The 15295-nt window shown below is 54.1% G+C and carries 13 protein-coding genes; all 13 read right to left on the reverse strand.

Annotation, left to right across the window (positions count from 1 at the left end; all coding sequences use genetic code 11):
* Positions 1–37: 37 nt before the first annotated feature.
* Positions 38–982 carry a cation diffusion facilitator family transporter gene (locus P159_RS0117740; protein ID WP_029546251.1) on the reverse strand — a complete coding sequence of 315 codons (945 nt, stop codon included), beginning with the start codon at positions 980–982 and terminating at the stop codon, positions 38–40.
* A gap of 12 nt (positions 983–994) precedes the next feature.
* Entirely contained in the window at positions 995–1429 is a 435-nt protein-coding gene (locus P159_RS0117745) for a hypothetical protein (RefSeq protein WP_051650450.1), read from the reverse strand.
* A 139-nt stretch (positions 1430–1568) separates the two neighbouring features.
* Complete coding sequence (locus tag P159_RS0117750; protein WP_051650451.1) at positions 1569–3308, reverse strand: bifunctional diguanylate cyclase/phosphodiesterase; 1740 nt, start codon at positions 3306–3308, stop codon at positions 1569–1571.
* Positions 3309–3500: 192 nt separating this feature from the next.
* Positions 3501–4244, reverse strand: a complete 744-nt coding sequence (locus P159_RS0117755) for a hypothetical protein (protein WP_051650452.1) — start codon at positions 4242–4244, stop codon at positions 3501–3503.
* A 115-nt stretch (positions 4245–4359) separates the two neighbouring features.
* Positions 4360–5676: an extracellular solute-binding protein gene (locus P159_RS0117760; protein ID WP_318253625.1), complete on the reverse strand. Its 1317-nt coding sequence runs from the start codon at positions 5674–5676 to the stop codon at positions 4360–4362.
* Complete coding sequence (locus P159_RS0117765; protein ID WP_029546259.1) at positions 5673–6353, reverse strand: response regulator transcription factor; 681 nt, start codon at positions 6351–6353, stop codon at positions 5673–5675. Before P159_RS0117765 ends, P159_RS0117760 begins: the two co-directional genes overlap by 4 nt.
* Entirely contained in the window at positions 6346–7692 is a 1347-nt protein-coding gene (locus P159_RS0117770; RefSeq protein WP_318253626.1) for a sensor histidine kinase, read from the reverse strand. The genes P159_RS0117765 and P159_RS0117770 overlap by 8 nt, the downstream gene beginning before the upstream one ends.
* Entirely contained in the window at positions 7689–8657 is a 969-nt protein-coding gene (locus tag P159_RS0117775) for a sugar ABC transporter substrate-binding protein (protein WP_029546262.1), read from the reverse strand. Before P159_RS0117775 ends, P159_RS0117770 begins: the two co-directional genes overlap by 4 nt.
* A gap of 353 nt (positions 8658–9010) precedes the next feature.
* Complete coding sequence (gene manZ, locus P159_RS0117785; protein ID WP_029546264.1) at positions 9011–9829, reverse strand: PTS mannose transporter subunit IID; 819 nt, start codon at positions 9827–9829, stop codon at positions 9011–9013.
* A 15-nt stretch (positions 9830–9844) separates the two neighbouring features.
* Positions 9845–10648: a PTS mannose/fructose/sorbose transporter subunit IIC gene (locus tag P159_RS0117790; RefSeq protein WP_029546266.1), complete on the reverse strand. Its 804-nt coding sequence runs from the start codon at positions 10646–10648 to the stop codon at positions 9845–9847.
* Positions 10649–10978: 330 nt separating this feature from the next.
* Positions 10979–11467: a PTS sugar transporter subunit IIB gene (locus tag P159_RS0117795; protein WP_029546267.1), complete on the reverse strand. Its 489-nt coding sequence runs from the start codon at positions 11465–11467 to the stop codon at positions 10979–10981.
* Positions 11468–11782: 315 nt separating this feature from the next.
* Positions 11783–13153, reverse strand: a complete 1371-nt coding sequence (locus P159_RS0117800; protein ID WP_029546269.1) for a sodium:alanine symporter family protein — start codon at positions 13151–13153, stop codon at positions 11783–11785.
* A gap of 347 nt (positions 13154–13500) precedes the next feature.
* Complete coding sequence (locus tag P159_RS0117805; RefSeq protein WP_029542724.1) at positions 13501–15126, reverse strand: IS1182 family transposase; 1626 nt, start codon at positions 15124–15126, stop codon at positions 13501–13503.
* Positions 15127–15295: the final 169 nt, after the last annotated feature.

Here is a 15295-nt window from a genome sequence, read left to right on the forward strand (position 1 = left end):
GCTTTCCCCTTTTAATGATACCTCGTCTATAATAATCTTATGTATTGCAAGGACTGGAAGAGTTGTTCTGCTTCGACTCCTCATACCGGCTCACCTTGTTTTCCGGTTCATGGAGCCCTGCAGGCTCCGGATGGATTACGATGTCGAAGCCGCCAAAAGCCTTTCTGATGCGTCCTTCCAACTCATCACAGACAGCGTGGACATGAGCCAGGTGCATATTGCCGTCAAAGAGCAGATGCACATCCAGCAGCCGATAAGAGCCGGAACGACGGGTGCGCAGGCAGTGGAAACCCTTCACCTCAGGGGCGCTCTTCAGGATGCGCCCTATCTTTTCCTCATCCTCCTCCGGCAGGCTGGCATCCGTAAGTTCCAGGGCAGAAGCCCTTATCATGTGCCAGCCTTCCCGGAAGATGATGCCCGCCACGAAGATGGCGATGATGGCATCCATGGGAGCCCAGCCCGTGACCTCCATGGCAAAGAGGCCAATGAGCACGCCTACAGAGGTCCAGATATCGGCCCGCAGATGAAGCCCATCCGCTTCCAGCGCCTGGGAATGGGTGATTTTAGCTACAGTAAGCAGCCGCCGGGACACCAGCAGGTTGACAATGATGGAAATCAGCATGATGACTACGCCGTAGCCCAGATTCTCAGGCACACCGCCCCCCTCCAGCAGCCCCAGCACTGCCTCGTGGACGATGGCGGCTGCCGCAGCCACAATCAGCAGGGCCTCCACTGCTGCAGACAGGTTCTCAAACTTCCCGTGTCCATAGTCATGCTCCGTATCAGGCGGCTCCACCGACTTCCTCACCGCCAGCCAGGCAATGAGGGCTGCCAGCAAATCTACCCCGGAGTGCAGGGCTTCAGAGATAAGGCTGACCGCACCGATATAAAGGCCGACCAAAAGCTTCATCAATACCAGGGCGCTATTGGAAATAATCGATAGATACGCCGTCCGCTGCTTCAGCCTGTCATTATCATCCATAGGGATCCCCCCTTAATAAGATTTCCGATTGGCCCGCTCCTGTTCTGCTTTCCACTCATAGATGAAATTCACGATGCCATTCATGGGGGAGGAGAACCCATAGTGACGGGGCAGACGCCCCAGATTGCTTTTCTCCAGCACCTCTTTGGTATCATAGGCCTGCACCTCAGAGCTGTAAATCTCGTAGGTCTCCTGTCTGCGATTGAAGCGTATCTGGTAGAGGTAGAGCCTGTTCCTGTCTGCCTTCACCACCGCCACCTGCGCCTCGACTATATCTTCGGGGGCCGTATCCTGGGGAATCTCCCCCGTGCCAAAGGCAAGGCTGCTCACATCCACATAGTAGCCCGTGAAGCCCTCAGCATCCACAAAGCGCATATCCTCAGCTGCAGCCAAAGGGCTGAGGCCAAGCAGGCACGCTGCTGCCAGTCCGCAAATCTTCTTTCTCAATCCCTTACCTCCCAATTTCATCACTATAGGTAAACATTATACCCCTATGGGCATGATTTTTCCATTGGAAAAACATTAAATCTGCAATTATCAGGGCAAGAGAAAAGGCCTCTCCTGACAGAAAGGCCTCACCATAAGCTTATGGCAATGGAAGCGCTGTCACCGGCCCCAAGGGAGTCAGATTGTCTGCAATGAGCGCTATGGCAGACAGTTTTTTCTCCATATTGCAGGACACACACTTGAGGCGCAGGGTGAAGATATGACCTCCCACGGATTGCTCTATCTGCTGTTCTTCTCCCGTCTTCACCGCCTCATTGATCAGGTGCCAGAAAACCTGAGCTGCCTGTTCATCCAAATGGGAAAGGGAATACAGAAGCTCCTGCATTCCCGGCACCCCCAGGCTGTGCAAGAGGCTCCGGAACGCCCCGTTGCTATAGAGGAAGGAAATCTCTCCATTCCTTACTTCCATGATGGCCAGGGGCACATCACTGATATGATCCCGCCTCTCCTCCGGAGGCAGGAAGGGGAATGTGCTCAGCACATTCACCATGCCCAGGTTGCGATAATAATCAGCCTCACCAAAAGGCTCGAAGGAAAGAGTAGCATGCTCCCCAGCATAGAAGGCCGCTGCATCCCTGAGGGGTGCAGGCCTGCCAAAGAGATACCCCTGCACCATCTCACAGCCAATGTCCCGCAGGAAAGCATATTGCTCCTCTGTCTCCACCCCCTCCACCAGAGTATGGATGCCCAGATCCTTCGCCAGCCCTATAATGCCCTTGATCATGGTCCTGGCCTTGGGATTATCCTTGAACATGCGCATGAACTGCATATCCAGCTTCACCACATCAAACTCATACTTGATGAGGTTGTTCAGAGAAGAATACCTGCTGCCGAAGTCGTCCATCCACACTTCATAACCGGCGGAGCGGAAGCGCTGGATGGTTTCCTGGAGCATCTCATCCTCAATGGCGCTCTCTGTCACCTCAATGTGCAGCTGCTCCCTCATGGTCCCTGTTTCTTCCCGGATTTTTTCGATAGCCTCGAACATATCCTTCAGCTGGAAATCCACCCGGGAAAGGTTCACGGATATGCGGGCCAGGTTCCAGCCATCCCCGGCATGAGCCCGGACCTCAGCAAAGTCCTCACAAACCTGCCTTACAATAAAGAGGTCCAGCTTATCAGAAAGATGGGCTTCTTCCAGCACCTCCACGAAAATCCCCGGTGAGATCATGCCGTACACCGGGTCAATCCAGCGGGCCAGGGCCTCAAAACCACAGACCTGCCGGGTGAGCACCCGCACCTCCGGCTGGTAATAGACCCTGAGTTCCCCCCGGGCCATGGCCGACTCGAAACGGCTCACGATATACTGCCTGAGCTTTGCCCCTGACTCCATGGAAGTGTCAAAGTAACAATAGCTCTGGTCATAGAGCCGCTTGATGCTTTCGCAGGCCAGCTTCGCCCTGTCCAGCACCACCGTCACATCCGCTGCATCCCCCTCAGAAACATAAATACCCGCCTTCATCCTGATGTCAACCTGCTGGGCAGAAGCCTGCACCCGCTCCTGCACCCGGAGCACACGGGACACGATATCCTCATTGACAATGGCTGCTACAAAGTGGTCTTCATGCAGCCTTGCCAGTATCCCGTCCGGAAAAGTATCCCGCATGATATGGGCCACCTGTCTCAGGAATGTATTGCCCGCGTGAAAGCCATAGATCTGGTTGTAAGCCTTGAAATTCTCTATGTCAAAGTAGATGACAGCAAACTCCCCATCCTCTGAGCCCCGCAGAAGCACCGTAGCGTCCTCCAGAAAATGATTCATATTGAAGAGTCCGGTGATGTCATCTATTTGCCGCCTGTTATTTCTCTGATCCTGCAAGACCACCCACTCCTTGTCGGGGCCAAGGCCCCCTTCCCTAATTTATCCACAGGTTTATCAACAATTTTTGTGGATAAACTCCCATTATCTGTGGATAACCTATTCTCTTGCGGGGATTATCCACAAAATCTGTGGATAATCCCTCACTTCCCTGTTGATAACTGCCACAGTGTGCCCTCTGGCTGTAAATCACTAGAGGGAGATGCGTAAAAAATCGTCCAGCGCATCTCTGACAGTCAAATTCTTGCCATGTTTGGTCATGCCGAATTTCTTGGAACGCTTAAGGTAGTCCACGGTCACCCGATAGATCTCATCCTCCACAGAGCCGGGCACCAGCCCCTCCCAATTGGCAGGACTGTAGTCGCGCTCTTTGATGGCGTTCTGGGGTCTGCCCGTGACCTCCAGCTCGCAGAGAAACTGTATCTGCTGCCTGTCCGGCCTGATGTAATAGTGCTCCAGGAAATACGTCTGGGGATAGCTGTAATCTTCTTCGGAGGAAAATTCTCCCGCTCCATCCTGCACCAGCTTAACCCAGACATCAATGATCTTTTCACTGGCAGAATAAGGCAGATAGCGCCACTTGGCCGTCTGGGTGTCAAGATAGTAGGTAAAACCGCTATCATCCTGGATGACCTTCAGGTAGCGCTCCTTGGCAGGCTTGCCCTTTTCCTCACGTTCCTGCCCTGAGGTTTCCTCCTCCGGACGCTCAAACCACTCATCTGCCCGGCTGTTGTCCGAAGGGCGGCGAGCCTTAGGCGCAGACCTGTTATACTGGGATTCCGCTTCCTGCTCGGCTTTCAGGGCCGCCTCATTCTTCTCGTCACCCTCTACCACAGAAACGATTTCATCGGCGGGGTCATAAGCCTGCCCTGCAGCTGCAGGTACAAGCAGGGCCGCCCCCAAAAGGACTCCCGCCAAAAACTTTCCGTACCTCATGGGGTCACACCTCCTTACTAGGATTATTCGCCCCATAAAGGATTTTTCCTTGTTGATAAAGGAAATAAATAAGCCCGCCCTCAAAACGGGCAGGCTTGGCAAGGTTTTGGACTTTTCATCTTTGCAGATAGGCGTTGACTTCCTTCTGGAGTTTGTGCAGCCCCATGGACAGGGGGCGTTTCCCTGCATAGATTTCCTGGATGGCATTTTCCGCCATGATGATGGCGGCCCGATGGTCGCGGAACTTGGGGTGGCCGATGGCTTCGTCCATGACCCGGCTTATGGCTTCCAGATCCACGGACTCAGAACCTACGCTGCCCCAGCCCCACTGAGCCTTGGCAGCACTCAGCACCACCTCACGGCGCACGGGAAGGCCCTGGGATTTTTCCAGTACGGCCTGCTGCACTTCCGGGTCCATGGAAATCTTCTTCATGAGCTGCCAGGCCAGCCCCGGCTCTGCCGTGCGTTCACTCATGGCAATGAGCAGGGTGCTCACAGGAGAGACATTCTTGCCAGAGGGCCCTGCCGGCAGGCGCACGCAGTCCCACTCAGAATCAGAGAACTTCTTGATGCGCCAGGGGTAGGGCTTGTAAGTCTTGTACTCAGCGAAGGTGAAGGGGCGGAAAGCCACCTTGCCCAAATCCACCTCACGGCTGGTTACTTCATGTCCCTGCTGCAGCTTCTTCAGGCGCATGACAAATTGTACACACTGCTCGATATTGGGAGAGGCAAAGAAACAGGCCCTGCGCGAGGGGTCGAAAAGGCCGCCCCCATTGGTGGTCACTGCCAGCTGCCAGTCATAATCATACATGCCGAACTGGTCAAGATCCCCATCCCCGTTAGTATCCTTGGTAACCCTGGCGCAGATATCGTAAAAGTCCTGCCAGGTCCAGTCATCAGAGGGCATCTCGATACCCTCCCGTTCCAGCAGGGTCTTGTTCACGAACATCAGGGTAGGAGCGCACTCCACAGGCAGGGCATAGAGACTGCCGTCCTTCCTGCCGTACTCCAGCACCGCAGGATAAAAGCCTTCCTCGTCAAAGCCCTTATCCCGGGCTATGGTATCGGAAAGATTCCTGATGGCCCCCATGGAGGCATAGGCCTCGAAATCATCATCGGGCATCAGGAACACATCCGGCTCTGTCCCGGCCAGGATCTGCTCTGCCAGCCACTCCTCATAATCCTCCGGCTTGATGCCGCTGACGTAGGTCACATCCACATCCGGATGCTCTTCCTCAAAGCTCTTGATGGCCGTGTCCATGACAGCGTAGCCGTCGCTGCTGGGCACATCCCAGGCGCTGCCTACGAAGGTCCCCACCCGCAGGTGAGTGCGGGCATGGGCCGCCTGCCAGCTCCAAAGGCCAAAAGCCGCCAACAGGATTATGACCAGCAGATGCCCTCCAAAGGAGAGTTTGCGTTTCATCCCCATCATCTTTCCACCGCTTCAGCGGCCAGCCCCGTCTGTACAGCCCAGATAGCCAGCTGGGTGCGATCACGGAGCCCCAGCTTTGAGAGCACGGAAGAAAGGCCATTGCGCACAGTGCCCTCGGAGAGCTTCAGCTTGTCAGCGATTTCCTTATTGGAAAGGCCGTGGCCCACCAGCAGGGCAATATTCCTCTCCGTGCGTGTGAGGAGCTCCACTCCCCCCAGAGTTTCCACCGTGGAGGAAGAACTGCTGCCTTTCTGGGCCATCTGGCTGAAAAGCTTCACCACTTTGGTGACCACCTCGGGATTGATCATGGCTCCCCCGGAAGCCACGGTGCGAATGGCATTGGACAGCTCCGACACAGACACACCTTTCAGCATATAGCCGCTGGCCCCGTACTTCAGGGCATTGTAAACATACTCATCATCATCAAAGGTGGTGAGGATAATGATGTGCACTTCAGGATACTTTTTCTTGATGATGCGGGTGGCCTGCACCCCGTCCACCTCAGGCATGCGCACATCCATTAGAATGACATCCGGCCTGTCCTGCTCCAGCATGTCCAAGCACTCCTGGCCGTCCGAAGCCAGGGCTGACACCTTCATATCACCGTTCTGCTCCAAAACTATCTTCAAGCTGTCCCGGATAAGCTCCTGGTCGTCAGCTATCATAACCTTAATCATGTCTTTCCTCCTTAGCCCCCTGGCCTACTGGTATCACAGCCTCCAGCTTGAAGCCCTTATCCGACTGGCAGGACAGGCTGCCGTGCAGGAGATCAAGCCGTTCCTGCATGTGCCGCAGGCCAAACCCCGGCACTGCCTCCTTGCAGCCCTGTCCGTTATCCACAATGGCAATAGTGAGCCTGCCTTCCTCCATTTGGAAAGTGACAGAAGCCTTAGTGGCATGGCCGTGACGATTGGCATTGGTAAGACCTTCCTGCACAATGCGGTAGATGACCTCCTCCACATCCTGCCGCATGGCCTCGGGCCAGCCCTCGATGGAGAGCTTCACTTCCATGGAGGTGGTATCAGCATATTCCTTCACCATGTGGGTCAGTGCCTCCCTGAGAGGCAGCCGCTCCAGATCGTCCGGGCGCAGTTTCTTCACGGAGCGCCGCACATCCTTGAGGCCGTGCTTGGCCACATCCCTGAGCTTTTCCATCTGCTCCTTGGCCTTCTGGGGAGCCACATCCACCAGCACCATGCAGGCATCCATGCCCGCCGCCAGCCCTGTAAGGGTATGGCCCAAAGTATCGTGGATCTCACGGGCCAGACGGTTGCGCTCACGGGTCTCTGCCGTACGCTCCGCCTCGGCAGCGTAGAGCCTGAGCTTCTCATTGGCAGACTCCAGCTGCTCATTGAGTGACTGTATGCGCTCCTTTTCCTGATGCTTGTTCTGTATCAGCATCACCAGATAGAGGGCAAAGAGCACCACATTCACCGAAGACAGGCCGCTCTTGAGGGCGGACAGCACACCGCGCACAGAACTGTTGTAATAGGCGGCATAGGCATCGAAAGGCTCCACTCCCCCCAAAAAGCCCAGCATATTGTAGTCAGCCAGGAAGAACAGCAAGAGCATGGCTCCCACCAGCAGGCCTCCTGTATTCTTGCCGTCATAGCGGTGCATGAGGTCGGCCACCACCAGCAGCACCAGCCCGTCATAGGACAGGCTCAGGGTGCGCATGACCACCAGACAGGCAATAGTCTCTGCCAACAGGGCCAGATACCTGCCGCTCTGGGTGATATCCTGCCGGTGGTAGATCCTGCCACAGACAAAAAGCACCCCGAAGGACAGCCAGGAAAGGGCCACCACCTCATCAGCAGGCAACGGCAGCACCGGCAAAGCCTGCAAGAAGGAATGGGCGGTCATGGCCTCGATGATCTTATGCTGGGTCACATAGTAAAAGCCGGAAAAGAGCACTACCACCATGCCGTTGTAAAGCCACAACAGCTGGTGCAGCCGCCCTGCCAGGCTCTTGGCCTTGAAAAGGCTGCGCCAGAGGAAAAAATCTATCTCCATCATTCCCATCCTTCCCCATTGGACGCCTTCACATTCTCACGGGTAATCAGCACCGTAGGCAGCTTCACCAAGGGTTCCGGCTGCCCGCCGCCAAGCACCTTGTAAGCCTGCTCCACCGCCATGCGCCCCAGTCCCCGGGGGTCCTGGCCTGCCGTGGCCTGCATGTGACCCTGGGCAATGAGGTCACGGGTCTCCGTCACCCCGTCCACCCCGTAGACAGCCACCCCTTCCAAGCGTCCCGCCTGCCTGAGGGCGGCCATAGCTCCCATGGCCGCCGGGTCATTGAGGGCCATGACGATATCTATTTCCGGGTGGCGTCCAATCATCTTTTCCATGGCAGGCATGGCCGTTTCCAGCTGGCCCTGGCACTCTGCCTGATCAACTACCTGAAAAGCCGGATAATGGGCAAGGGTGTCCAAAAAGCCCTGTATGCGCTCCTGGGCCGAGCGGGCCTGGACATGGGTCAGGAGCGCCACCTTGCCCCCCTGCCTAGTGCCCACCAGATGCCGGGCGCACTGTTGCCCTGCCAGGTAGTTGTCGGACACCACCGTAGAGGCCACCAGAGACTCGTCCTCCACATTGGTGTCAATGACAATCACTTGCACCCCTGCCCGCCGCGCCTTTTCTATGGCAGGCACGCACTTCTGCCAGTCCACAGGGTTGATGAAGATGAGCTTCACCCCATCTTCGATAAGCTCCTCTATCTCCTCATTCTGCCGCTCCACGGACAGGGCCGGATCCCGGGAGATGAGCACATCACCCCGGTTCTCCACCGCTGTGCGGATTTCTTCGTCCACCACTTCATAAAAGGGATTGTTGAGGGTCATGTAGACGGCCCCCAGTTTCCGCCGTCCTTCTGTCTGGCGGGCAGAAAGATCCTGCCCCGCCAGGCGCATGAAGCCCAGGACTACCAGCGCCAAAGCCATCAGGACCATCAGGGCCCAGAAAGCATGCTCCCGCTTTTCCAAGAAAATACCTCCAGAAAACTTACGTTAAAGTTCAATATTTCTTATTATATGCTTTTAATGGTTGGATAGCTAGCCCCCTAATACGAGTTACGGCTGTTCATTTCTTTGGCGCAAAGAAAACGAACCCAAAGGTAAACATGCCGGTGGCATGTTTACGCGGACTGAAATCACATCGTGTGATTTCCGCGTCCGCGGGGCCCATCCATGGGCCCTGGGGTTCGAGGGGTTCGGGGGATGGGGGTTCGGGAGTTCGGTTTTTTGGGGGCTCGGGAGTTTGACATTTTGCAACAAAAAAAGGCTGCCGCAGATGCGGCAGCCGAGCAGAGAAACAATGGATTGTGAAAAATTGTATCTTATGCGAAGAGACCGATGGCGTAGCCACAGATGCCCAGCGCAAAGAGACCGATGATGATGATGAGGGGGTTCACGCCCTTCTTCAGGAGAGCCATGCAGGCGAAGGTCATGAGCAGGGGCACGATGCCAGGCATCAGGCTGTCCAGAATGCTCTGGACGGTAACCACTACCTGGTCTCCCTGGCTGTTCACATAGGAGGACATGACCAGAGGCATGTTGACCGTGGTCCACTTGGCCACCAAAGCACCCATGACCAAGAGACCCAGGACGCTGGCGCCCTCAGTGAGGTAACGCATGCGGTTGCCGCCCACTTCGTCCACCAGCTCCGTGCCCTTGTCAAAGCCGTACATAACGCCGTACCAATGAGTGAGCAGACGGATTGCATTGAAAGCGATGAAGAAGATCAAAGGACCGATGATGCTGCCGGTGAGGGCGATGCCTGCACCGAGAGCTGCCAGCACCGGACGGAGAGTACCCCAGAAAATAGGATCGCCTACGCCGGCCAGAGGACCAATGAGACCGACCTTCACGCCGGAGATAGTCTGGTCGCTGATGTCAGCACCATTTGCGCGCTTCTCCTCCATAGCGGCAATAATGCCCATGATAGGAGTAGCAAGGAAGGGCTGGGTGTTAAAGAACTCCAGGTGACGCTTCAGAGCCTGGTTCAGCTCCTCGCCCTTGTAGAGCTTCTTGAGAGCCGGGATCATAGAGACGCAGAAGCCGATGGACTGCATACGCTCGAAGTTGAAGGAACCCAGCAGGAAGTTTGAACGAATAAAGATATTGATAAGGTCGCCCTTAGTAAGCTTCTTTTCCATATTATGCTTTCCTCCTTACATGAGATCGGAATCGTCAATGTCATCCACGGGGTTGCCACTGCGCACAGGGCCAGCAGCAGCGCTCTCCAGCTCACGCTGCAGGTTCTTGATGTGGAAGAAAGCGCAGATGAGGCCGATAGCACCGAAGCCGATGAGGTTGACGTTGGTGAACACAGCAATGAGGAAGCCCAGGAAGAAGTAAGGCATGAGGCTCTTGGCGTTCATCATGTTGATGACCATAGCATAACCTACGACCACGATGAAGCCGCCGGAAACCTGGAGGCCGCGGGTGATGACTTCAGGAATGGAAGCCAGCGCGCTGTTGACAGTGTCGGTACCAGCCACAGCAGCGATAGCCATGGCAGGCAGAGCCACGCGGAGAGCCTGAAGCAGCAAGCCGCCTACATGGCACATCTCAATAGCGAAGCAGTTGCCCTTGGCAGCAAAGCCGTCCGCAGCATGCTGGAAGAACACGGTGATGGTACGCACGAAGATGGTGAGCACCTGACCGGCAGCAGCGAGAGGCACGGCGAGAGCAATACCAGCGCCGATGCTCTGATGGCCCACGATAACCAGGATGGAAGAAACCACGGAAGCCAGAGCGGCATCAGGAGCCATGGCGGCGCCAACGTTCATCCAGCCCAGCGCCAGCATCTCCAGCGTACCGCCCAGGATAATGCCGGTGGTGATATCACCGAGAACAAGGCCAACCAGCGTGCAGGCCACCAGCGGACGGTGGAACTGGCACTCATCCAGCACAGACCCCATGCCGGCCACAGCAGCCACGATAAACAGCATGATAAATTGCATTGTGGTCATAAATTAGCACCCCTTTAAAATTCCCACATTTAATAAAAGATAAATCCCTAAAACACCTCAAACTACAGCCCATGGATGGGCGTCCCGCGACCGTTGGCTTTCATGGATGAAAGGCAAGGTCGCGCTTTCTTTCGCTACGAAATCTTGGCTATTTCAAGTCCGAAGGACTTGTAATCGCTTAGATTTCGTGCGAGGGCGTAGTGCGACACGGTGTGTCGCACGCAGCTTGGTTCGTTTTCTTTACTATAAAGAAAATGAACAGCCGAAACCTAACAAAGCGTTTGTCCCTAGACAGCCAGGGCAAATCCCTACGCCCTGGCCAGTCACGAATTAGAGCCCCTTGGCATCCAGAGCTGCGATGGCATCGCCCTTATTATCAGCCGGAGTCTTCTGGATCTCCACCTTGATGCCCATCTGCACCAGCTCGCGGATAGCAGCTGCATCCTCCTTATTCACAGCCACAGCCGTGGAAATAAGGGTATCGCCTTCCTTGTAGCACATGCCGCCCAGGTTCACATAGGTAAAGGGAATCCCGCCCTTCACAGCACGAACCACATCGCCGGGCTTCGTGAAGAGGAAGAGAGTCTTGAAAGCTTCGTACTTCGGATTCTTGTAAGCCTCTACAGCCTTGTCCACAGGCACCACATATCCCTTGAGTCCGGGAGGAACAACCTGCAGGAGGAGCTTCTTCCTCATCTCGTCCTTGGCCACCTCGTCACTGCAGCACATAATGCGGTTGCAGCCCGTAATCTTGCTCCAGGTAGTAGCAACCTGACCGTGAATCAAACGATCATCGATACGGCAGAATGCGATTTCCATTTTGCATAAACCCCTTTCAATAAATCCCCAAAATCACAAATCATCCAAACTCAGTCACGAAAACTTCATCGCAGTTAATTATTTTCTGACTATACATATTATATTTTACAATCAATAAAAAGTCAGCTGAAAGCTGTCACAATCTGAAAGGATTTTGTATGACATTTGTCATAGTAACCGTTACCAATTCATATTTTTTTCAGCGAAAATCTCAAACAGCTTCACAGAACGTCAAAAAAAGCCAGCCCTCAAAGGACTGACTTCTTCATAATTATGCAATTTAATCAGAGCAAACAGGTAAGGCTTCAACTAATGTCAGTCCTGAACAGCACGTTCAGCACTGACTTCCTCATCCTTTCCCAAATAGTGCTCTGTCTCAGCCACTACCACCCCGGACAGGGCGATCAGGGCAATCAGGTTCGGTATGGCCATGAGGCCGTTGACGATATCTGCCAGAATCCAGATGGCCTCCAGCTTCAGGAAAGCACCGGAAGCAATGAGGGCAATGAAAATCAGGCGGTAGGGCAACACGCCCTTGGTGCCCATGAGGTAAATCACAGCACGCTCGCCATAATAGTTCCACCCCAGGATAGTAGTGAAAGCGAACAGCGCCAAAGCGATGGTCAAGAGCCAGGTGCCCACATCACCGTAAGCGGAAGCAAAGGCAGCACTGGTCATGGCTGCACCTGCATTTTCTCCCTGCCAGACACCCGTGAGCACGAGAGCCAGGCCCGTCATGGAGCAGATGATGATGGTGTCGATGAAAGTGCCCGTCATGGAGATAAGGCCCTGCTCAGCAGGTTCCTTGGTCTTGGCAGCCGCAGCTGCAATGGGAGCGGACCCCAGACCAGACTCGTTGGAGAACACGCCGCGGGCAATACCGTTCTGCATGGCCATCATGATGGTGGAGCCTGCAAAACCGCCAGCAGCAGCAGAACCGGTGAAAGCACTCTCAAGGATCAGGCCGATAGCCGCAGGCACAGCCTCGATGTTCATGAGGATCAAACCGAGACTTATAATAATGTACATAACCGCCATGAAGGGAATGACCTTGCCGGCCACTTTCGCAATGCTCTGGAGGCCGCCGATGGTGATGGCGCCGATAAGCACAGTCAGGACAACGTCCGTAGCCAGCTTGGGCACCCCGAAGGAAAGCTCCACACTGTCCACGATGGCGTTCACCTGGGGGAAGGTGCCGATGCCCAGCCAGGCCACCAGCACCGTAGCAATGGCGAAGAAGGTAGCCAGAGGCTTGTACTTCTCGCCCATGCCGTTCCTGATATAGAACATGGGACCGCCTGCAATCTCGCCCTTCTCATCCGTGGTGCGGTACTTCACAGCCAGGAGGCCCTCAGCATACTTGGTAGCCATGCCGAAGAAAGCCGCCATCCACATCCAGAAGATAGCACCGGGGCCGCCCACTTTCACTGCGGTAGCCACACCGACAATGTTGCCCGTACCCACAGTAGCAGCAAGAGCCACGCAGAGAGCCTTGAAACTTGACACATCACCCTCGCCGTGGTTCTTGGCCTTGAAGATGAGGCCCAGAGCCTTGGGCAGGCGCATGACCTGAAGAAGCTTCAGCCTGAAGGTCAGATAAATGCCGGTACCCACCAGCAGGGTGATAAGGGGCGGGCCCCACATAAAGGAATCAATCGCGTCAAGTGCAGGTATAAGTCCTTCCATATTGTCCTCCTCAGAATGATGTTTACACTCACTGTCCACAATATGCGGACATTAGTTTACCTCTCTCGAAGATGTTTCTTATATTACCACACTTGCGGACATTTGTCTTTAGGTTTCTCAAAAAAAATTTTATATTTCTTTTTCATTTTCGGCTGTTCATTTTCTTTGGCGCAAAGAAAACGAACCAAACTGCGGGGCTGTTGCATGAGTGTAATTCCACTTATGCACAGCCCCTTTTCCTTGTTGATGTATAAGAAGTTCCTATTCGTTGTAAAATCCACTAAAAATGAGCACAAGATACCAGGCGGTCTAAAAATCGCCTTTTTTCTTGTGCTCTTATTTTGTATTCAGGCTGCGTTATTCACAGGGAACAGGTGCTGGCCTGCTCTGTCTGACTGGATTTTGCAGTGCAGCTTTTGAATATTGTAAGCCATAGCCACCAGCATGATCTCAACAAGGACATTTGCTGTGCCGCGGCTCAGGAACCTTCGGAAATTCATGTCCGCCTTCATCATTGCAAATGCACCTTCTGCCTGTATGCTTCGGTTTATGCGCAGTTGTACTCCTTCTTTTGAGGTTATACGTTCCAAATCTTCCTGACGTTGGCGCAGAAACTGTTTGGATACTTCAAAGTGCTTGGTTCTCTCCTCCAGCGGGGTCTTGCAATGGTTTCCGTGTATGCACTGGCTCTTCAGCGGGCAATTGCCGCAATCCGCAGAACTGTAAAGGGTTATATTTCTTTTGAATCCTGTCCGGCTGCTGCGTACGAATTCCTTTGCAGCTGCAAGCTTCCTGCCCTGGGCGCATAAATAGGCATCTTCTTCTGGCAGATAGGTCATATTCTCCCTGCGCCCGATATCCTTTTTCCATTTTCTTGTCTTGCTCTTCTCATAATTGCTGGGCTTTATGAAGGCGCGCTGCCCGTTGGTCTCAAGATAGAGGTAGTTCTCTTCGCTTTCGTATCCTGCATCCGCAACCACATTGGGATAGCGGCGCTGCAGATGTTTCTCCATATCCTGAAGGAAAGGAATGAGTGTGGTTGTATCTGTAGGCTGGGGACCGACCGATGCCCATGTGATGAATTCAGAGTCCGTACCGCACTGGATGTTGTAGGCGGGCTTAAGCTGGCCGTTCTTCATGGCATCTTCCTTCATGCGCATGAAGGTGGCATCCGTGTCTGTCTTGGCAAAGCTATTGCGGTTGCCTAGAATGTGCAGATATGTATTGTATTTTTTGAGCCGGGCAATGAACTCGTCCAGCTGCTCCATTGTTTTCTGCAGGGCAGTCTTGCGCTTGCCCGTTCCCTTGACGAAGATGATGTCCTGCGCCTTCTGGCATGCCTTGAGCTTGCGGCGGAGCTTTTTGAGGTGCCTGACATGGATTTCATCGCCGTAATGCAGAGAAAGCGTGAACGCTTCCCTGGCTTTGCTGACAAAGGCAGGAAGCTTTGCCATGAGCTTGGCTTTGTTTTTAAGGACAGCCTTCTTCCAGACAAATTTATACTTGTTGGAGAAAGACTCAATCTTTGTTCCGTCAATGAAGATGTCTTTAAGGGAAATGACACCGAACTGTTCAAGCAGGAAGTCCATCTGGGCAAACAGTTCCTTGATGCAGGGGGCCAGATGTTTGGAACGGAATCTTGAGATGGTAACATGGTCAGGGGCCGGCTTGCCTTCCAGCAGGTACATGAAGTTGATGTCCCTTCGGCAGGCAGTCTCGATCCTGCGTGAGCTGAAAATATGGTTCATTCCGGCATAAACAAGGATGGCCAGCATCTGCCTGGGCGACGCCAGATTTCGATCTATCCTTTGATAGGTCTCCTCCAGTGACTTTATATCCATACCTCCAATGCAGTGGCGAAGCAGGCGGACGGGGTCATCTTTGCTAACCTGAAATTCAAGATTTAAGGGGAGAAACAGTTGATAATTCTCTCCTAAAGACGTATACTCTTTCTGTGAATTTGGTTTTTGCATACCTAAATTCTACACCTAATCCCGGGGCTTGAATGTCCCGGGATTATCTTTTTGCATAAAAAATGAGGCTGCTGCACGTTTGGATTACGTGCAACAGCCCCTTCGCCCTCGCACGAAATCTAAGCGATTACAAGTCCTTCGGACTTGAAATAGCCAAGATTTCGTAGCG

It is taken from the genome of Selenomonas sp. AB3002 (assembly GCF_000702545.1).
GTDB classification, from domain to species: domain Bacteria; phylum Bacillota; class Negativicutes; order Selenomonadales; family Selenomonadaceae; genus Selenomonas_B; species Selenomonas_B ruminantium_A.